The following is an 18,712-nucleotide window of genomic DNA, read 5'->3' on the forward strand; positions in this document are numbered from 1 at the left end:
TCTCACCCCAGGTTGGCGAATGGTTCATGAAGCCGCTGAGCTTCTTCGAGCCGCTCCAAGAGCCTCGATCGCAACGTAGCCTCGTCGCATGTCATGGGCGTCGACTCCGGGGTCGCGGCGATCCATGCAGGGCAACCGACGCCGCGATACCTCACCGGAGATCGCCGTCCGACGCCTGCTTCATGCGTCCGGACTCCGATTCCGCGTCGACTACCGTCTTGAACCGCCGCTTCGGACGCGCGCGGACATCGTGTTCACGCGCGCGCGAGTCGCGGTTTTCATCGACGGTTGCTTCTGGCACAGCTGTCCTAAACATGCGACCGTTCCCAAGCGGAATGCCGAGTACTGGGTGCCGAAGCTCGCGAGGAACGTCGAGCGGGACCTTGCGACCGATGCGGCGCTGACAAGCGCGGGGTGGACGGTACTCCGGTTCTGGGAGCACGAGGATCCAGCAAGCGTGTCTTCGGCTGTCGAACTCCGCGTCCGGGGAGCCGTCAGAAGTCCGAGCTGCTGATCACTCCTTGGTCCGCCATCCGCTCCAGGAGACGATGTAGCACGCCGGCCTGCCGCTCTGATGGCACCTGACCCGGCCGTAGTCCGAACTTCGCGATCAGCTCGGTCTCCATGGGCGAGATGCTCGCTGTCCTGCCGGCCCGGTAGATCGAAGTCCACACGTCAGCGCGGACCCGCATGACAAGCTCGACGATCTCGAAGCCGCTGTCCATCTGACGCTGCCGGCGAGCATCGGTCCGCGCGGCGGCCACAGCGTCACGACCGATCATCAGCTCTGTGACCTGGTCCGGCAGATCGAGCCGGACAGCCTGGAACTGCCTCCAACACTCCTCCTGCTTTGCCCACTGGGTCACGTTCGCGACGCGACGTCGCGGGTCCGTCAGATGCTCCTGCGCGGCTCTGCAGAAGTCCACCATCGAGGACAGCACGAAATCGTCGAGGCCTTGTCGTTGCCAGACACGACCGAAGTCGAATGCCGCACCCGGATGAGCCGATCGCAGACCGGCCGAGAACCGAGCGATCCCGTAGGCGACGATGTTCGCGAGATACCCGGACCCGTACCAGTCCGACCTGCGCACGCCGGCGTACACCTGCTGATACAGGATCGCCTTGCCGACGTTGTTGGTGAAATACGAGTCTCCGAACTGGTCGGAGTCGGTGTCCCAGTTCTTGACGACATCCTGTGCGTACTCCAGGAAGTTTGACTGCGCGCCCTTGCTCACGACGTGCGGCTTCTGACCCCAGCTGAATGCGTATTTGGCCCAGTCGGTCTTGGTTATCCGTTGCGCCTTCGGATACTCCATCTCGAAGCGCTTCTGCTCCGCCGGAGTTCCACGAGCGACCTTGTCGTTCTCCCATTGCCCGCGGGACCGCTCGTAGTACCAGCCGGTCTGGTACTGCTCGCCCTCCTTCGCAGGCGCCCGGAGCCGACGACTGAGCTGCTCCATCCGGACGTGGAACTCGTGATTGGAGAACAGATCCGCTGGGCTGACCCGATTCTGGCTGTTCGCGTACTTGGACACGTCAGCGACGACGTCCGCGGCATTCCGCGAGTCCACGGTCACGAGCTTCATCTGCACGAAGACGTCATCGACGACGCGCTTCGAGTCGCCCCGGAGATAATGCAGCAACGAGGCGGTCGTCTGGCCGCCGTTCACGATCTGCCAGTTGTCGATCGACTGGATGAAATCGCCACGACGGGTCTGAACGTAGTCGACACTCGTCGCGGTGGTGGTGAGCCCGTTGTTGTACGCGAGGAACATCTCGGGCTTGTCGGCCAGAGTGCGCTGGATGCCGCGATTGATCGATCCTCGTGCGCTGAGGAAGGTCCGGACGTTGGATTCGAGCAGCTGACTTCCGTACTCCTCGAATACCGCCGCCAGCACTCGTCCTGGGAGGACGGCCAGGTAGCTCCTCGTGCTGCCGCCTTGACTCGCCATGAGGCACGGAAGTCCGTCCGGAAGCCAGCGCGTGAGGTCGATCGTCGTGCTCTCCGCGATTCCAAGTGGCTCAGACGCTGCGACGATTCGATTCCGGTCCCAGATCGCGAAGGAAGCGTTGAGTCCGGCGATCGATTGATTCGGGATCGTGCGGATCTTGTCGCTCATTGCGCCGTCGGTGATCAGGACGAACCGAAGCCGCTTGACGTCTCGAAGCTTTCGTTGGAAGTAATCGGCGTGCGCCCATTCGGCAGAGCTCTGCTCGAGATTGTCGATCAGCCATCCGTTCGCCGACTGCACCAGGAACTCCGCGCCCCGATCGATGACGTCCTTCGCATCACCCAAGGTCAAGACGCCGGCCGGGTCGTCGAAGTACTTCCCGACGATGATGGTGAGCGAGTCGTCCGTCGGCTCCTCTGCGTATCCGAGCATGCCGAGCAGCTTCCCGTGCCGGCCCTTGCACTGAAGCACTACGACGGCGGGATCGAACAGCACCTCCGCGTCGTCGAGTCGCTCGACGATCTCTTCTGCGAAGGCGACGAGCTCGAACGCCGAGGAGCTCTGCGATCGGATCTTGATCGCGTTCCGAAGCTCATCGTCCATCGGGGTTCACCCGCTCCAGAACGATCTCCCGGGTGGCAGCGAATCGATCGAGCTCTGCGAGGTCGAGCGAGAACCCGACTCGACGCACGCCCGGGGGAACGTCCTCCGGACGGATCCTTGGGAAGTCATCCCGGACATCAAACGCCATCCAGTCGCCGACAGCGAAAACCCATCCGGCATAGTGCTCATCGTCAAGATCGACCCGCAGCTTCTCCATTGCGTCACGCCAGATAGATGCGGTGTCAGGCCCATGAAGATCCGCGGTCTCACGCGCGGCATCGAGACGCTCGAGGAAGCCGACCGAGCCCGGGTCCCCGACAGCGACCTGCTCCATCGGAAGTACCAGCATGCTCAGACCGTGATCGAGCGGCACCACCTGCTCCGGCAGGGAGATACGGACCTCGCGCGGAGGCTGATGGCACGACTTCACCTCGATGGAGTACCCATCTGAGAACTCGAGGTCGTGGGGCGCTCCATGCGGTCCGCCCCACGCGCGGAAGACAGAATCGACAGATGCGCCCGCCTCGATGAGGTCGAGGAGGATTGTCACCTCAGCGAACAGACCCCGGATCGACTCCTCGGACAGCCTCCCGGGCCGCCGTCCACTGAAGCGCTTGAACTCGTCGATGGCGTCCAGGAGGGCGCGACCGACGAGTTCCGCAGATTCAACAGCCGCCGTTCGCTCGACCAGGTGCTCCACGAGCTTGACGAAGACAGGGCTCACGACCGCGACGTCCGAGGACGATACGCGCACGTAGTCGTCCACGCCGCTGCGCTCGGTGTGCACTTCGAACCCGCGACCGTCTTGCGGGATCTGCTCCTCGTCGAGCGTCACTTTGAACAGCACTGCGGCTCGGCCGTTCCAGTTCTCCGCGAGGACACGGATCCACGGATGTACGGAGAGCATCACGACCCGACGATTCGGACCGCTGAGCGCGGTTTCAAGGTCACTCAGGACGCTCATGAGTCGATGCCCCACTGGTCATCATCGTCGCCGTCGTCCTCGTAGCCATGGAGGCGGGCAATGGCAACCGTATTCGCCCAGAACCGCTGAACGCGTCCTTTTCTCAGATTGTCGACCTCTATTCGTGCGTCGATCGCCTTGAAGATCAGCACGACAGCGATCAGGGGCGAATCAGGGTCGATCCGGATGATCTCCCCGCGCTCGTCCTTCGATCCGTCTTTCACGTCCGGATCGGTCGTGATGGGAAACACCAGAAGGAGCGGTCGATCGATCACGTTCGGAACCAGCGCCTCCTTCTCGGAGGAATCGAGCGCATGAAGGGCGTCGCGCTCGGCAGGGGACAGCGCTCCTGCCACGCTTCCCGACGCCGCGACACGTTGATTTCCAAGCCGGATCGAAGCGAGGTCCCTATTCCGCCGCAAAGAGTTGCGAACGCTGGTCTTGACTTCGAGGCCATCGGCGATCTCGGCAACGCGACCGGAGCCACTGACGAGCACCACGTCCCACGAATCACCGTTGACGGCCTGATCCAGGTAGCTGGCGATCTGCGGTGCCCGCACGCCATTCGGACCGCCGAACCACGTATCGTTCTTATGGCCCGCGAATCCGCCGAAGAAGTCGGCGACGAGGCGACGCGGAACCCGCCTCCATGCGTGATGCTTGCCGCTGGTCGACTCCTCAACCGCTTCACCGCGAGCCGTCGCAGTGACCAGGCGCGCGAATAGCGTCCTCGCGCTTTCGAGGTTGCGACCGAGCTCGGTGGGCTCGGCGGGCAGGAAGTAGGACTCGAAGGTCTTGCCGTGGATAGACAGCTCGCCCTCGACGAGCGTGGCGGCCTTGCGCCGATTCGCCGCGACGACCTGGAATCCCGCAGGGTGAGCCCGAATCAGCAAGCCGAAGTCGCGTGGAGTGAGCTCCAGAGCCTTCATCTCGAGCAGCTTGTCTCGGAGCTGATTCGTCGTCTCCGCAGACCACTTGAAGTTCGCGTACGTGGACTCCGGCATCCACATGCGGACTAGGTCCTCGTAGTTCGGTCGATAGCCGAACCACCGTCCCATCTGCAGCAGAGTGTCCATCGAGCGAGGCTCGCGTACGAAGTAGCTCACCTGCAGACCGTCGAGTGTGAGCCCTCGAGAGAGGACGTCCCCTCCGACGTAGATCGTGGGACGGGCGTCTTCGAGTGCTCGCTGATCGGCTGTCAGGCTCTTGCGAGCATCCGCGCGCGCCTTCGAGGTCGCGCTGTTGACCAGCTCAAGTCGGATAGAGGACGCGACCTCCGTCAGCGCGTCCGTCAGCTCCGAGAAATCAAACTCCACGTGCGAGAAGTAGCTCGCGAACACTCGCTCGAGACGGAGGACCACGTCGCTGACGGACCGCGCTCCAGTGCGTTGCAGCTCCGCCTCGATGCTCGCATTCAGTGAGGCAACGAGATCTCCTACGAGCCGCGACACCGCGTCCTGGACCGAATTGAAACGGCTCACGTTGACCAGCATGGAAGCTGGCTTCGCGCCATCGCCACGGAGTCGTCGGATGGCAGAACCGAGGTAGAAGGACGCGATCGCGTCGACCATGCTCGGCGGAAGCGAGGCGACGGGATGACCGTTCTTGTGCGCCGGTGGGATGAGGCGCAGACAGTCTTTGACGTTAAGCTCGATTGGACTGTCCAGCGCGCCGAAATACTGGTCCTTGCCCTGATAGTTGCTCGGGCTGTTCATCACGCGGATGTAGTCGGCCGGGAAGACGTCTTCGCCGACGTCTTCGTTCGAGGCCTCGTGATCGATGAAGATGTTCGCGAACGGCGTCGCGGTGATGCCAAGGTATGAGCTGCGAGTGGACGTATCGAGCAGACCACGGATCGCGCGATTAACCGCGGCCGGATCCGACTCCTCTCGCGTGTTCGGCGTTCCCCAGTCGCTCTCATCGTCGATGAGCGCAAGCGGAATATCGACGCGCCCGGAGGGACCGGCCTGACTGCGGATGTAGTCAGCGACGTTCGCGAGCAGCTTCGCATTCTTCTTCACGACCAAGATCGTCGGATTCTCTGTATTCACCCAGTCGATCCCCCGCGCGCGCTTGCTGCTGGCGCTGAAGTCCTGACGGACCGTGGTGAGCACCTTCGGCCTGAAATCGGGGTCGAAGTCCGAGATTCCGATGCGGCGCATGGAATTCGCGGCGATGTTGTCTTCGAGGTACGCAGAATCGATTCCCGTGAGGTCTGAGTCGATTCGCACCTGAGTCTGTCGGCGGAGGTCGTTGGTGTGACCACCGATGACGATGATTAGGCGGTAGCCGTAGTCGATCGCCTTGTTCAAGACGCCGATATAGGTCGCGGTCTTGCCGGATTGCACCTCGCCCATGAGCAGGCCGCGCCGCGCCCAGGATCCCTCGCGAGTCGGGTCTCCGAGAAGCTCTACAACGTCATCCGTCTGGCGATTCAGCTCACGAATGACGTTATGCGACCAGTCGCGAGTGACCAGCAGCTGCTCGTACGCGTTCCAGCGACGGAGATCGACGTGCGGACGTCGGTCGTCGAGCCACGGAGTGAAGGTCGCCGGGTCCACGACGGTCGCTCCACCGTCGAGCACGATCTCCTCCTCACGGGTGAGCTCCGCCACCACGTCCAGCACGGCGAGCGGACTGAGCGACTTGAAGAGCACAGAAGCGATCTGGGTCGCTTGGACTTCGAGCATCTCGAATGTCAACGCGGTGTCGCCATTGATCAGCTGCTGCTTCAGCAGCCGTTTGAGACTCACCTGGGTGTCATCGAGCGCCATCTGACGCCTCCTTCCAGATCTCCTCGACCAGCTGTTCGAGGTTGTCGACTCGATCGAACGGCTCGACAAATCGGAGCGCATTCGCAACCTGCTCAGGCGTGCCAGCGATGAGGCCGGCCTGATGGATGTCGCGAAGGACCGCCCTGACTTCGGCCGAACCGCCAGTTCTCTCCACCTCGACGCTGCCGGCCATCTCCGCGTAGAGGTCGTTCGCGGGAAACCCGTTGGCTACGACAGCCAGAGCGCGAGTGATGCGCGACGCGGTGGCACTGTCGACGCTGGCGAGAAGCGAATCGATGATCGGGTTCTCAAGATTGATCTCGTACCTGACCGAGCCTTCGCGATCACGCATCTTGCTCCAGACGTGGCTCGTGTCACTGCGGCCTTCTGGCCGAGCCCGGAAGGTGATGACTCGATGACCGGGGGTCAACACGGTCTCGAGCAACCTGCGCATCTCTCGCTTGAACGACGCCGGCGGCTCGATTCGCGACTTCTTGATGTCGAGCTGCCACAAGTGGTCGACCGTGTTCGGGAGATCCACCCGCACTCGGGTGTGCTTGCTCAACTCCGAGCGCCTCGCAAGCCCGAACCAGTCGCCATACGCGATCAGGCGCCTGTTCCTATACACATAGAAGCCTTGAGCATCGCGCATCCCTGGACCGAGGTCCGATCTCTGTCGTTCCGTGGGCGAGAGACCCGAGGGATGCGGAAGCGCAAACGCCGTCACGGGAATCGACGCGACCCCGACCTTGACGAGCTGGGTAGGCGAGACGATGGTCCTGCTATTTCCTTCCAGGAACGGATCGAGCGGCTCCAGACGGCGCCCATTGACCGTGATGCTGAGGCCGCCTTTGGCTCCTCGAAGAAAACGGTGGAAGACGAGACTCAGGCTCGCCGAGAGGTCTGCGATCCTCGGCCGGATGTACTCGCCCGGGTCTGAAGCATCGCCGACAAGCAAGTCCAGACGCCGCCAGACGACCAGAGTCCCGGACACCTGGCTATCGAACCGCTCCCACCCGGGGACGTCCCGCATCTCAAGGATGCTCAGCCGCTGAAGGCTCCAGTTACGCGTAGCGCGGACGTGATCGATGTCCCACTGGAGACCGGTGGTCACGCCCTCGGCCCGAGTGAGCACAGTGACGCATCTCCCCTGAGACAGCGACGCGGTCTTCAAGCCCAGCCCGAAACGCCCGAGGTCCGCCTCACCGCGAGGGGCGGTCGTTCCGGCGAGCCGGAGCGCCTCGAGCGCTTTCCCCGGCGACATTCCGTCCCCGTCATCCAGAATCGCGACGTGGGTTGCCCCAACCGGCTCGATGTCGATATCGACGGTTGCGGCTCGGGCAGTAATGCTGTTGTCGAGCAGGTCAGCGACTGCCGACTCGAACGTGTAGCCGACCGATCGCATCGATTCCAGAAGCTCGACTTCCGGAAGGACGATCTCGTCTTGCAAGTTCGAAGTCCCCTGACGGGCCGCGTCGGGTTGCGACCTGAGAAGACCTTATAGAGCGCCTGCGACATTCTGTCGGCTTTGCGCCGGCACGTACCCAAGACTGGGGGCGATCGACGGGTATTGGATGCCGCGCAGCGACTTGAACAGCGCAGTGAACACCGCCTCGGCGCCCTTCACCGGCACGGCCATGCCGACCTGTTTGCGCACGCTCTCTTTGGGGCCGATGAACTCGAAGTCGTCAGGGAAGCTCTGGAGGCGGGCGCGCTCGCGGTTGGTCAGAGCTCGCGATTCGTTCCAGTGATAGACGTGCGTGCCACCGCCACCGGAGCCCGTGACCGTGTACGCGGGCTGATCGGGGTGCAGGCGACGGTAGATCTGGCTGATCGTCGCCCCCTTCACGTTGAGCTTCAGGTGTTCCGGAATCGGCGCGTTGAAGGCGTTCTCGCCGGGACCGATGTAGTCGAGACGCTCGACCACCTGAGCCGACTGGCGAGTCCGCTCGTTGTTGTACATGCCACCGGTGACCGGCGGGACGGTCAGCGCGTGCTGCGCTGTGACCGGGACGTCCTTGTAGATCTCCGGCGACGGGACGCGGAACTCCGCATCGAGGTCGCCGCGGATGCCGACCACGATGATCCGCCTGCGCTTCTGGGGCACGCCGTACTGATCGAAGCTGTATAGGTGCGGATAGAGCTTGTAGCCGTGGTCTCCTGCAGCTGAGAGCTCGTCGAGGATCTTCTGGAATGCGCGCCCCTCGTTGGCGCTCTGCAGCCCCGACACGTTCTCCGCCACGAACCAGTCCGGCTCGTGAGCTTCGAGGACGCGGACGCCATATGAGTAGAGAGGTCCGTACTGCCCGTCGAGTCCGCGCCATTCGCCGACGAGCGAGTAGTCGTTGCACGGAAAACCAAAAGCAAAACCGTTGATCTTCCGCAGGCCCTCGATGTCGAGGTCCTTCACGTTCTTGTGCACCACGGTCTCGGAGGTGGCACCCGCGATGTTGCGCTCGTAGGTCCGGCAGGTGTTCAGGTCGTAGTCGTTGGCCCACGCGTGCCGGAGGTCCACTCCGGCTGCGGCAGCGGCGTTGTGCGCGCCGAGCGCCATGCCGCCAGGACCGCAGAAGAGCTCGCCCATCTCGAACGACAGCTGTGCCATCGACTTCCTCTCGTTGTGAATATCGGGTGGTGGATTCGAACGCTAGTTCGAGCCGCCGACACCCGAGGAGCTGAACGTCCGGTCGATCCAGTCACGCAGTACGAGCGCCTGCTCGCGGTCGAACTGCATCGCCTGACTGCTCTTCGCACCGCTCTTCCGACCGTCGGAGCCGAACGTCGAGAGGTGCAGTAACGGATTGCCGCTCTCGTCCGGGACGACCTGAACGAAGCAATCGACCGCCTTTTCGAGCTTGTGCGCTTTCACGTCCTGCGCGCCGGCGTCGATAGAACGAATGCGTGCCACGACGAGATACTGACGGAAGATCGTCGACGAGCGAGGGAGCCACGCCCGTCCACGTCCGCCGTCCGTCCTTTCTACCCCGCCGCCCGATCTCCCACCGCACGCCGGCGCAGCCGCGCGTCGACGACCCCGGGCGTGTTGTACTCCTGATCCATCCGCCCGACTCCGGTCCCCGGCGGCACGATCGCGTCGATCCGGTCCAGCACCTCGTCCGACAGCTCGACCGACGCCGCCGCCAGCAGATCCTCGAGCTGCTCCGGCGTGCGCGGGCCGATGAGCGCCGCCGTCACGCCCGGGTGCGCGATCACGAACGCGAGAGCGAGATGGGTCAAAGGAACACCCACCTCCGAAGACAGGGCCACGAGCTCCTCGACCGCGTCGATGCGGCGCTCGTCCCGCAGAGCCGCGAACATCCGAGTGCGACGCAGGTCCGACTCGACGCCGCGGCGCACCCGGCCGGTGAGCATCCCGCTGGCGAGCGGGCTCCAGATCACCGTGCCCATGCCGTAGCGCTGCGCGACCGGCAGCACCTCGCGCTCGATGCCGCGGTCGAGCAGCGAGTAGTGCGGCTGCTCGACGCGGAAGCGCTCGAGACCGCGGCGCTCGGCGACCCACTGGGCCTCCACGATGTCCGAGGCCGGCATGTCGGAGGAGCCGATCGCACGGACCTTGCCGCTGCGCACGAGATCCGTCAGCGCGGACAGGGTCTCCTCGATGTCGGTCGACGGGTCGGGACGGTGCATCTGGTAGACGTCGAGGTGGTCGGTGCCGAGGCGGCGGAGCGAGTTCTCGACGGCCGTCATGATCCAGCGGCGGGATCCGCCCTGGTGGTTCACGTCGTCGCCGATCGGACGCGCGAACTTCGACGCGAGCACGACCTCGTCGCGGCGGTCCTTGAGCGCGCGGCCGAGCATCTCCTCCGACTCGCCGTAGGCGTCCGCGGTGTCGATCATGTTGATGCCGGCATCGAGCGCGCGCGCGACCATCCGGTCGACCTCCGCCTGGTCCGAGTTGCCGAACGAGCTGAACATCATCGCGCCGAGGGCGAACGGCGACACCTGGATGCCGGTGCGGCCGAGCGGGCGGTACTGCATGGGTCCTCCTGAAGGGATGCGGCCGCTCCGCATCGAACGCCGCCGGACGCGGTACGCTGGCGAAGCGGAACAGCCGTCCGCAACTATACGGAACGCTGTTCCGTTTGTCACGCCCGATCGGAGGTGCACAGGTGAGCGACGTCGACGAGGTGCACGCCGCGCGCCGCAAGCGCGCGGATGCCGTGCGCAACACCGAGACCGTGCTGGAGGCCGCGAAGGCCGTGTTCGCCGAGTCCGGAGTCGATGCGCCGATGCGCGAGATCGCCGCGCGCGCGGGGGTCGGCGTCGGCACCATCTACCGCAACTACCCGCTCCGGTCCGATCTGATCATCGCCGTGTTCCGCCGCGAGGTGGATGCCACCACGGCCGAGACGGAGCGGCTCGCTGCCGAGCTGCCGCCGGCCGAGGCGCTGCGCGGCTGGGCCGCCCGGTACTCGCGGTTCGTCGCCACCAAGCGCGGGTTCGCGAAGGCGCTGCACTCCGGGGATCCTGCGTATGCGCCGCTGCCCGAGTACTTCCTCGGGACCATGGGGCCGCGGGTGCAGGCGATCCTCGACGCCGGGGTGCGCGACGGGAGCATCCGCGCGGATGTGACGCCCGAGGATCTGATCCATGCGATCAGCCGGCTGGCGGACGAGAGCGGAGCCGCGATCGGACGGCCCGGGCTGCTCGTGGACGTGCTGCTCGACGGGGTGATCATCGGGTCACGCTGAGCGCGATGAGGCTTCGACACGGCGCTGGCGCGCCTGCTCAGCCATCCGGAAGGGAGTCGCTTGCGCCTGCTCGGCCATCCGGAAGCGGCTAGCCCGCGGCGGGCGCCTCCTCCGGCTCCTTCGCCGGCCAGACCGCCTGCAGCAGGCCCTCGACCCACGCGACCAGATCGCCGTCCGCCACCCCGGCCGGCATCGGCACGGACGCGCTCGACGTCTGCGCGAACAGGCGTGCGCCGGGGTACATCCGCTGGAGGCGCACCTGCAGCGAGTCCGGCAGCGAGGCGGGCGCGACGCGGAGGTTGCCGCCCATCGCCACGACCTCCGAGAGCCCGGCCTTGATGGCCTGACGACGCAGTCGCGACACCGACACGAGCGTCGCCACCACCGGCGGCAGCTCGCCGTAGCGGTCGATCAGCTCCTCCACGACGGTGTCGAGCGAGGCGTCCGGTGATCCGGGCGCCGATGCGGTCGACAGCTTCTGGTACGCCTCGAGCCGCAGGCGCTCGCTCTCGATGTAGTCCTCGGGGATGTGCGCGTCGACGGGCAGCTCCAGCCGTAGCTCGGTCTGCCCCTCCGCCACGTCGCCGCGGAACGTCGCGACGGCCTCGCCGATCATCCGCAGATAGAGGTCGAAGCCGACGCCGGCGATGTGCCCGGACTGCTCGCCGCCGAGCAGGTTGCCGGCGCCGCGGATCTCGAGGTCCTTCAGCGCGATCTGCATGCCGCCGCCGAGCTCGTTGTTCGCCGCGATCGTCTCCAGGCGGTCCTGCGCGAGCTCGGTGAGCGGCTTCGTCTCGTCGTAGAGGAAGTAGGCGTAGGCGCGCTCGCGTCCGCGGCCCACGCGTCCGCGGATCTGGTGCAGCTGCGAGAGCCCGTACTTGTCGGCCTTGTCGATGATGAGCGTGTTCGCGTTCGCGATGTCGATGCCGGTCTCGATGATGGTCGTGGTCACGAGCACGTCGTACTTGCGCTCCCAGAAGTCGACGATCACCTGCTCGAGCTGGCTCTCGCTCATCTGGCCGTGCGCGACGCCCACGCGCGCCTCCGGCACCAGCTCGGCGACTCTCGAGGCAACACCGGTGATGTCCTTCACGCGGTTGTGCACGTAGAACACCTGGCCCTCGCGCAGCAGCTCGCGGCGGATCGCCGCACCCACCTGCCGGTCGCTGTAGGCGCCGACGTAGGTGAGGATCGGATGCCGGTCCTCCGGCGGCGTCGCCAGCGTCGACATCTCGCGGATGCCGGTGACGGCCATCTCGAGCGTTCGCGGGATCGGCGTCGCGCTCATGGCGAGCACATCGACGTTCGTCTTCAGCTTCTTCAGCTGGTCCTTGTGCTCGACGCCGAACCGCTGCTCCTCGTCGATGATGACGAGCCCGAGGTCCTTGAAGCGGATGCCGTCGGACAGGATCCGGTGCGTGCCGATCACGACATCCACTTCGCCGCGGGCCAGCTTGTCGACGGTGTCCTTCGACTCCTTGTCGCTCTGGAACCGGCTCAGTGCGCGCAGGTGGATCGGGAAGCCCGCGAAGCGCTCGTTGAAGGTCTCCATGTGCTGCCGCACGAGCAGAGTGGTCGGCACGAGCATCGCGACCTGCTTGCCGTCCTGCACGGCCTTGAACGCGGCGCGGACGGCGATCTCGGTCTTGCCGTAGCCGACGTCGCCCGAGATGAGGCGGTCCATGGGGATGCTGCGCTCCATGTCGGCCTTGACCTCGTCGATGGTCTGCAGCTGATCCTGCGTCTCGACGAAGGGGAACGCCTCCTCGAGCTCGCGCTGCCACGGCGTGTCCGGCGCGAACGCGTGCCCCTTCGAGGCCATGCGCGCCGAGTAGAGCTTCACGAGCTCGACGGCGATGTCGCGGACGGCCTTGCGGGCCTTGCCCTTCGCGGACGCCCAGTCGGAGCCGCCCATCTTCGACAGCGCCGGCGCCTCGCCGCCGACGTAGCGCGTCAGCTGGTCGAGCTGGTCGGTCGGCACGCTGAGGCGGTCGCCGGCGTGGCCGCGCTTCGACGGCGCGTACTCGATCACGAGGTACTCGCGGGTCACCTTGGTGTTGGTGACGCTCGTGCCGAGCGGACCGCGGGGCGACCGCTGGCCGCTCGCGACCTCGCGCTGGATGAGCTCCACGAAGCGGCCGATGCCGTGCGTCTGGTGCACGACGAAGTCGCCCTTCTTCAACTGCAGCGGATCAACGACCGCCTTGCGCCGGCTCGCCAGCTTCTTCACCTGGCGCGAGTCGATGCCGGCGGCGCGGCCGTAGAACTCGGCCTCGCTGAGCACCGAGAGCCCCGCGCCGTCGCCGAACGCGTCCGGCAGCTGGAAGCCGGCGTCGATCGAGCCGCGCACGAGCTGCGCGACGCCCGCCTCCATGTCGCGATCGGCATCTTCGAGGATCCGCGCGGCGGCGGTCCGCTCCGACAGCACGTCCGCGGCACGCTCGAGCAGCCCCTGGCCGCCCGCGACGACCGCCACGCGCCAGCCGTCGGCGAGCAGCGCCGCGACGTGATCGACGGCGCCGTTCGGCGTGCCGGCGAAGCTGGGCACGGCATCGGCCTCGATCCGGACGACCTCGTCGTCGTTCGCGTCGAAGGGGCTCAGCGTCCACCAGGCGCGGCCGGCGGCGGCTTCCCGCAGCGTGCTCACGGTGAGGAACGATCCGGTCGCGAGGTCGTCGCGGAACGCCTGGCTCAGGTCGATCGGCGCCTCGGCGCCGGCGGTCGCCGCGCTCCACGCCGCCTCGAGGAACTCGCGGTCCGTCTCGACGAGGTCGATCGCGCGGCTCGCGATCCGCTCGGGGCTGAGCAGCGCGACCGCGGCTCCCTCCGGCAGGTAGTCGGTGAGCGGCACGAGGCCGTCGAGCAGGACCGGCGCGAGCGCCTCCATCCCCTCCGCGGGGATGCCCTCCCCCACCTTCGCGAGCATCGGCGCGAGCGTCGGGAACTCGTGCTCGAGCTCGCGGGCGCGCTGCCGCACGCTCTCGGTCAGCAGCAGCTCGCGGCTCGGCGGCAGCTCGACGAGCCCCACCTCGCCGGGCAGGCTGCGCTGATCGGCCACCGAGAACTGGCGCAGCTGGTCGACCTCGTCGCCGAACAGCTCGACGCGCACCGGGTGCTCGGCATCGGGCGGGAACACGTCGAGGATGCCGCCGCGCACGGCGAACTCTCCGCGACGCGTGACCATGTCGACGCGGGCATATGCCAGTTCCACCAGCCGGACGGCGAGCCCGGAGAGGTCGTTGCCGCGGCTGCCGATCTCGAGCCGGATCGTCTCGATCTCCGCGAGACCGGGCGCGAGCGGCTGCAGCGCGGCACGCACGCTCGCGACGAGGATCATCGGGCGCTCGCCATCCCAGCTCCCGAGCGCGCGGAGGCTCCGGAGGCGGGTGCCGACGGTCTCCGCGCTCGGGCTCAGGCGCTCGTGCGGCAGCGTCTCCCAGGCCGGGAACGGCAGCACCTGCGTCTCCGGCAGCCAGGTCGCGAGGGACTGGCGGAGGGCGTCCGACTCGCGGCTCGTCGCCGTCACGGCGAGCAGTGCGGGCGTCTGTCCGTCGGCGCGACGCTGCTCGAGGAGCGCGCCGATCAGCGGCACGCGGAGGCCGTCCACCAGCGAGAAATCCGCGTCGCCACGTGCGTACGGGAGGGCATCGGACAGCACGCGGGCGCGCGCGAGCCCCGGAATCATCGACTGAAGTCCCATCGGTTCCAGTGTAGGCGCGGGGTACGACGGGGGCTGGGGGTTGCGGCGGGATGGGATCGGCTGGGATGGATCCGCGTCCGATCGGTCCGCCTCGGATCGGCCCGCGTCGGCGAGCATCCGTCAGTATCTGGTTGGATCGCAGCATGAGCACCGTCGACCCGACCCTCGCCCGCACGCAGCGGGCGGCACGGCGTCCGAGCACGGTCCGGGTCGCGCTGCTGCTGCTCCTGCTGCTGGTCGGCGGGGTCGCGATGGGCTTCGGCTGGACGCAGCTGTCGCTCTCGTCGGACGTCGGCGACCCGCCGCTGCTCGCCATCGTCGGCGTCGTGAGCGGGCTGCCGCTGACCGTGCTCGCCGGGATCGGATGGAGCTGGACCGTCCTGCGGCGCAGCGACGTCGGCCTCGGCTACGGCGGTGCGGCGACCCTCGTCGGCAGCGGATGCGGAACGCTCGTCGCCGCCGGTCAGGGCGGCACGCCCGTACCGGCCACGATCATCGCCGCGGCCCTGATCGCGCTCGGGGTGCTCCTGCTCGGAGTGGGCATCGCCGCGGGTGCGGCACGCCGGCGTCAGGCTCTGCGCGACCTCGAGACCGAGCGGACCGGCATCCTCACCACGGCGACCGTGAGCGACCGCGGATACGACGTCTTCCGGGAGAGCTCGCGCATCCTGACGACCGTCACCTTCACGTTCCGGGATCTGCAGGGCGTGCAGCGCTGGGTGCAGAAGAGCATGGTGATCGACGCCGCCGAGCCGATCACCGAGGGCCAGGAGACCCGGCTCTGGTACGACGCCGCCGATCCCGGCGATACCCGCGGGATCGTGGTCGAGCTCGCGCGGGACCGGCGGCTGCGCTGATCCGCTGAGCGGCACGCAGACGACGGATCAGTCGGCAGGGTCATCCGTGCCGGTGGCGCCCGTCCGCCGTGGACGGGCGATCACGAGCGCCAGCACCCCGGTGCCGAGCAGGCCGAATCCGAGCAGGGCGATGGGCACGTCGTCCGAGCTGGATCCGGGCGACGGGACGGCATCCGCCGAGGACGCGACGGCTCGGGACGGAGGTCGGGATGTGGCGGCGGGGACGCCGGACGGCCGGTCCGAGGCGACGGGCAGCGTCGCGAGCCCGTATCCGGTGGCCGCGACGGCGAACAGCGCCGTGAGCGCCGTGACGGCGCGACTGATGCGCATGAGGACTCCGCAGGTGGGGCCGGCGATGACGGGCGACGCACCCGGGAGGGTCGGGCGAGGCCATCGTGGCAGAGCGAGCGGAGGAGCGGGTCAGGGAGCACCCGGAAGCGGGAGCGGACTTCACCGCTGTGTCCTGACCGAGCCGGACGGGACCGTGCCGGACGGGCGGACCCCGCGGACTGGTGCGTCCGGGTGGATCAGTCGCGCGGCGCGTGCCAGCGCTGCTGCGCGGCGAGGAGGCCCTCGGCGATCAGCAGCTCGGTGGCATCGGCGGCATCCGAGAGCAGGTTCGGCAGCGTCTGGCGTTCCGTGGAGCTGAAGGGCTTGAGCACGAAGTCCGCGGCGTCCTGGCGGCCGGGCGGGCGTCCGATGCCGACCCGCACGCGGGCGAAGTCGGGAGTGCCGATCGCGGACTGGATGTCGCGGAGGCCGTTGTGGCCGCCGTGCCCGCCGCCGATCTTCAGCTTCAGGGTGTCGAACGGGATGTCGAGCTCGTCGTGGATGACGACCAGGCCGGCGGCGTCGAGCGAGTAGTACTTGAGCAGCTGCGACACCGGGCCGCCCGAGTTGTTCATGAAGCTCAGCGGCTTCGCCAGCACGAGCTTCGGGCCGCCCGGCACGGCGCGCCCTTCGGCGACGAGGGCGTGAGCCTTCGACGATCCGAAGCGCGCGCCGATGCGCGAGGCCAGCTCGTCGAGCACCATCTGCCCGACGTTGTGCCGATGGGACGCGTAGCCGGGCCCGGGGTTCCCGAGCCCGACCACGAGCGTCGCATCGGCGATGAGCAGGCCTGTCTTGAGTGGTTCGGTTCTGGGGCGCTGCGGTCCTGGGAGGAGCGCTTACTCGGAGTCGGAGGACTCCGCGGCGTCGTCCGAGGACTCGCCCTCGGCCTCGTCGCCCTCGGCCGTCTCGCCCTCGGCGTCCTCGCCCTCGCCGGGCTCCGGCAGGTCGACGACGGCCGGCACGTTGATCGCCACGACGAGCGTCTCCGGGTCGGTGAGCAGGGTCGCACCGGACGGCAGCTTCACCTCGGCGGCGGTGATGTGGGTGCCCTCCTCGAGGCCCTCGACCTCGACGACGAAGCGCTCCGGGATGTGGGTCGCCTCGACCTCGACCGACAGCGTGGTCTGGTCGAGCGCGACGATCGTGCCGGGGGCCGACTCGCCCTCGACATGCACGGGCACGTCGACGGTGACCTTCTCGCCCGCGCGGACGATGATCAGGTCGAGGTGCTCGATGATCTGGTGCACCGGGTCCTTCTGGACGTCCTTGACGAGGGCCAGCTGGCTCTTGCCCTCGATCTGGAGGTCGAGGATCGCGTTCGCCTTGCGGATGATCAGCATCACTTCGTGACCCGGGAGGGTCAGGTGCTGCGGGTCGGTGCCGTGGCCGTAGAGCACGGCGGGGATCTTGTTGACGGCGCGGATGCGGCGGGCCGCGCCCTTGCCGAACTCGGAGCGGAGCTCCGCGGCGACGGTGTTGTTGTCAGCCATGGTGACGAGTCCTCTTCAGTCTCAGGGGGCCCGGCGGCCCGGGTGGTGTTCTCAACTCGAACGCGAGCAGCGTGAGGAGACCGCTTATGTGGGGCCGTACTCGCCGCGTCGATCACGGGGCCGCCGGAGCAGCCCCCTCGCCGAGGTTCGCCGAGAGTCTAGCGGACGGACCGGGGTGGGCGAACCGGTCGGACCGGAGCGCTGCCGGCTCAGGGCGTGAAGATCCCGAACGGCGAGTCCTGCTGCTCGAGCTCTCCGGTGCCGGGCTCGATGTAGTTCGAGCGGTGCAGGCGACGGGCGCTGCGGCCGGCGATCGCGGAGGCGATCCCGCCGAACAGGAACAGCGCCGCGAGCACGGTGAGCGTCCCGAGCGCGACGCCCTGCGCCACCGACTGCTGCACGTCGCGGGGCAGGCCGACCAGTCCGCTCCGCCAGTCGAAGTAGTCGCCTGAGAGTCGTGCGGAGGCCGGCAGCAGTGCGGGGATGAGCCCCGCTGCGGCCGTCGCGAGGAACAGCAGCGCGCCGGCGACGATCGCGCCGAGCCCCGACCAGCGCGTGCCGACGGCGAGCAGCACCAGCACGAACAGGCCGGCACCGAGCAGGGCGAGGCCGAGCGGCGACGGTCCCTGTGCGCGCGAGTAGACGGCGGTCTGCTCGAGGAACGCCCCGTGCAGCGCGAGCAGCGCGCCCGGCAGCAGGCCGAGCAGCGTCACGACGAGCGCGACGATCCGGGCGATCGCCGGATGCTCGATCACGAGTCCGCGGCGGCGGCGCGACGCCGTGATGCCGAGCACGAAGAGCACGGCGCCCTCGACCAGGCAGCCGCCGGCGGCCAGCCAGAGGGCGGCGCCCGATCCGATGTCGCCGAGGCGCGCGAGCCCGACGAGCGCTTCGCCGACGACCGTGCGGGAGTCGAGCCCTCCCGGCGGCACGACGAGCGCGACCGCGCCCGCCGCGATCTGCAGAACCCCGAGGAGGATCGGCCCCAGCGACGACCAGGCGGAGGTCAGCGCGGCGAGTCCGATCAGCAGAGTGCCGATCAGCGCGAGCGGCGGGAACGACAGGGCGGCCGCGCTCGACGTCGAGGAGAGCGACCGCATCAGCGCCGTGCCGGACCAGAAGAGCAGGGCGTGGCCGCCCGCCCAGACGACCAGGGCGACGAGCAGGGTGATCGTTCGGCGCATGGCGCTCACGGTAGACCCTCGACCCCCGTTCGGGGGGCAGACCTGCCAGACTGGCCCGGACGGCCGGGCTCAGGCACGGCATCCGCTCCCACCGTGGACTTTCGGACAGGTTTTTGCGACGATCGTCCCGGCGACGCCGTGCG

15 protein-coding genes are annotated in these 18,712 nt (G+C 67.6%); 3 read left to right on the forward strand and 12 right to left on the reverse strand.

The annotated features are described in order from the left end of the window. Positions 1 to 88 precede the first annotated feature (88 nt). Entirely contained in the window at positions 89 to 514 is a 426-nt protein-coding gene (locus AC1RSJ_RS11095; protein ID WP_493118440.1) for a very short patch repair endonuclease, read from the forward strand. On the opposite strand, the gene AC1RSJ_RS11100 is transcribed toward AC1RSJ_RS11095, so the two are convergent. From AC1RSJ_RS11100 to AC1RSJ_RS11130, 7 genes are all read right to left on the reverse strand, one after another. Next, complete coding sequence (locus AC1RSJ_RS11100) at positions 495 to 2,555, reverse strand: AIPR family protein (RefSeq protein WP_493118441.1); 2,061 nt, start codon at positions 2,553 to 2,555, stop codon at positions 495 to 497. The genes AC1RSJ_RS11095 and AC1RSJ_RS11100 overlap by 20 nt on opposite strands. Beyond that, on the reverse strand, positions 2,545 to 3,519 hold the full coding sequence (locus tag AC1RSJ_RS11105; protein ID WP_493118442.1) for a PD-(D/E)XK motif protein: 975 nt from the start codon (positions 3,517 to 3,519) through the stop codon (positions 2,545 to 2,547). Before AC1RSJ_RS11105 ends, AC1RSJ_RS11100 begins: the two co-directional genes overlap by 11 nt. Continuing rightward, positions 3,516 to 6,293 carry a Z1 domain-containing protein gene (locus AC1RSJ_RS11110; RefSeq protein ID WP_493118443.1) on the reverse strand — a complete coding sequence of 926 codons (2,778 nt, stop codon included), beginning with the start codon at positions 6,291 to 6,293 and terminating at the stop codon, positions 3,516 to 3,518. Before AC1RSJ_RS11110 ends, AC1RSJ_RS11105 begins: the two co-directional genes overlap by 4 nt. After that, positions 6,280 to 7,743, reverse strand: a complete 1,464-nt coding sequence (locus tag AC1RSJ_RS11115; RefSeq protein WP_493118444.1) for an ATP-binding protein — start codon at positions 7,741 to 7,743, stop codon at positions 6,280 to 6,282. The genes AC1RSJ_RS11110 and AC1RSJ_RS11115 overlap by 14 nt, the downstream gene beginning before the upstream one ends. Positions 7,744 to 7,791: 48 nt before the next feature. Continuing rightward, positions 7,792 to 8,898, reverse strand: a complete 1,107-nt coding sequence (locus AC1RSJ_RS11120) for a DNA cytosine methyltransferase (protein WP_493118445.1) — start codon at positions 8,896 to 8,898, stop codon at positions 7,792 to 7,794. 42 nt (positions 8,899 to 8,940) lie between these two features. Then, on the reverse strand, positions 8,941 to 9,201 hold the full coding sequence (locus AC1RSJ_RS11125) for a hypothetical protein (protein WP_493118446.1): 261 nt from the start codon (positions 9,199 to 9,201) through the stop codon (positions 8,941 to 8,943). A gap of 71 nt (positions 9,202 to 9,272) precedes the next feature. Beyond that, positions 9,273 to 10,292: an aldo/keto reductase gene (locus tag AC1RSJ_RS11130; RefSeq protein WP_493118447.1), complete on the reverse strand. Its 1,020-nt coding sequence runs from the start codon at positions 10,290 to 10,292 to the stop codon at positions 9,273 to 9,275. Positions 10,293 to 10,423: 131 nt separating this feature from the next. Here AC1RSJ_RS11130 and AC1RSJ_RS11135 point away from each other — a divergent pair, with 131 nt between their 5' ends. Next, positions 10,424 to 11,005 carry a TetR/AcrR family transcriptional regulator gene (locus AC1RSJ_RS11135; RefSeq protein ID WP_493118448.1) on the forward strand — a complete coding sequence of 194 codons (582 nt, stop codon included), beginning with the start codon at positions 10,424 to 10,426 and terminating at the stop codon, positions 11,003 to 11,005. An 88-nt stretch (positions 11,006 to 11,093) separates the two neighbouring features. Here the strand turns inward: AC1RSJ_RS11135 and mfd are convergent, their stop codons facing one another. Beyond that, positions 11,094 to 14,705: a transcription-repair coupling factor gene (gene mfd, locus AC1RSJ_RS11140; RefSeq protein WP_493118449.1), complete on the reverse strand. Its 3,612-nt coding sequence runs from the start codon at positions 14,703 to 14,705 to the stop codon at positions 11,094 to 11,096. Between the two features lie 143 nt (positions 14,706 to 14,848). On the opposite strand from mfd, the gene AC1RSJ_RS11145 reads away from it, so the two are divergent. Next, complete coding sequence (locus tag AC1RSJ_RS11145) at positions 14,849 to 15,562, forward strand: hypothetical protein (RefSeq protein WP_493118450.1); 714 nt, start codon at positions 14,849 to 14,851, stop codon at positions 15,560 to 15,562. Positions 15,563 to 15,589: 27 nt separating this feature from the next. Here AC1RSJ_RS11145 and AC1RSJ_RS11150 read toward each other — a convergent pair whose 3' ends face one another. The 4 genes from AC1RSJ_RS11150 to AC1RSJ_RS11165 all read right to left on the reverse strand — a co-directional run bounded on the left by AC1RSJ_RS11150 (position 15,590) and on the right by AC1RSJ_RS11165 (position 18,569). After that, positions 15,590 to 15,892, reverse strand: a complete 303-nt coding sequence (locus AC1RSJ_RS11150) for a hypothetical protein (RefSeq protein WP_493118451.1) — start codon at positions 15,890 to 15,892, stop codon at positions 15,590 to 15,592. A gap of 197 nt (positions 15,893 to 16,089) precedes the next feature. Continuing rightward, the gene (gene pth, locus AC1RSJ_RS11155) at positions 16,090 to 16,674 is read right to left on the reverse strand and encodes an aminoacyl-tRNA hydrolase (RefSeq protein ID WP_493118467.1); all 585 of its coding nucleotides are present in this window, start codon (positions 16,672 to 16,674) and stop codon (positions 16,090 to 16,092) included. Positions 16,675 to 16,731: 57 nt separating this feature from the next. After that, positions 16,732 to 17,385 carry a 50S ribosomal protein L25/general stress protein Ctc gene (locus AC1RSJ_RS11160; protein WP_493118452.1) on the reverse strand — a complete coding sequence of 218 codons (654 nt, stop codon included), beginning with the start codon at positions 17,383 to 17,385 and terminating at the stop codon, positions 16,732 to 16,734. Positions 17,386 to 17,594: 209 nt separating this feature from the next. Further along, positions 17,595 to 18,569, reverse strand: a complete 975-nt coding sequence (locus tag AC1RSJ_RS11165; RefSeq protein WP_493118453.1) for a hypothetical protein — start codon at positions 18,567 to 18,569, stop codon at positions 17,595 to 17,597. Positions 18,570 to 18,712: the final 143 nt, after the last annotated feature.

Source organism: Schumannella sp. GW821-FHT10F01 (assembly GCF_058809295.1).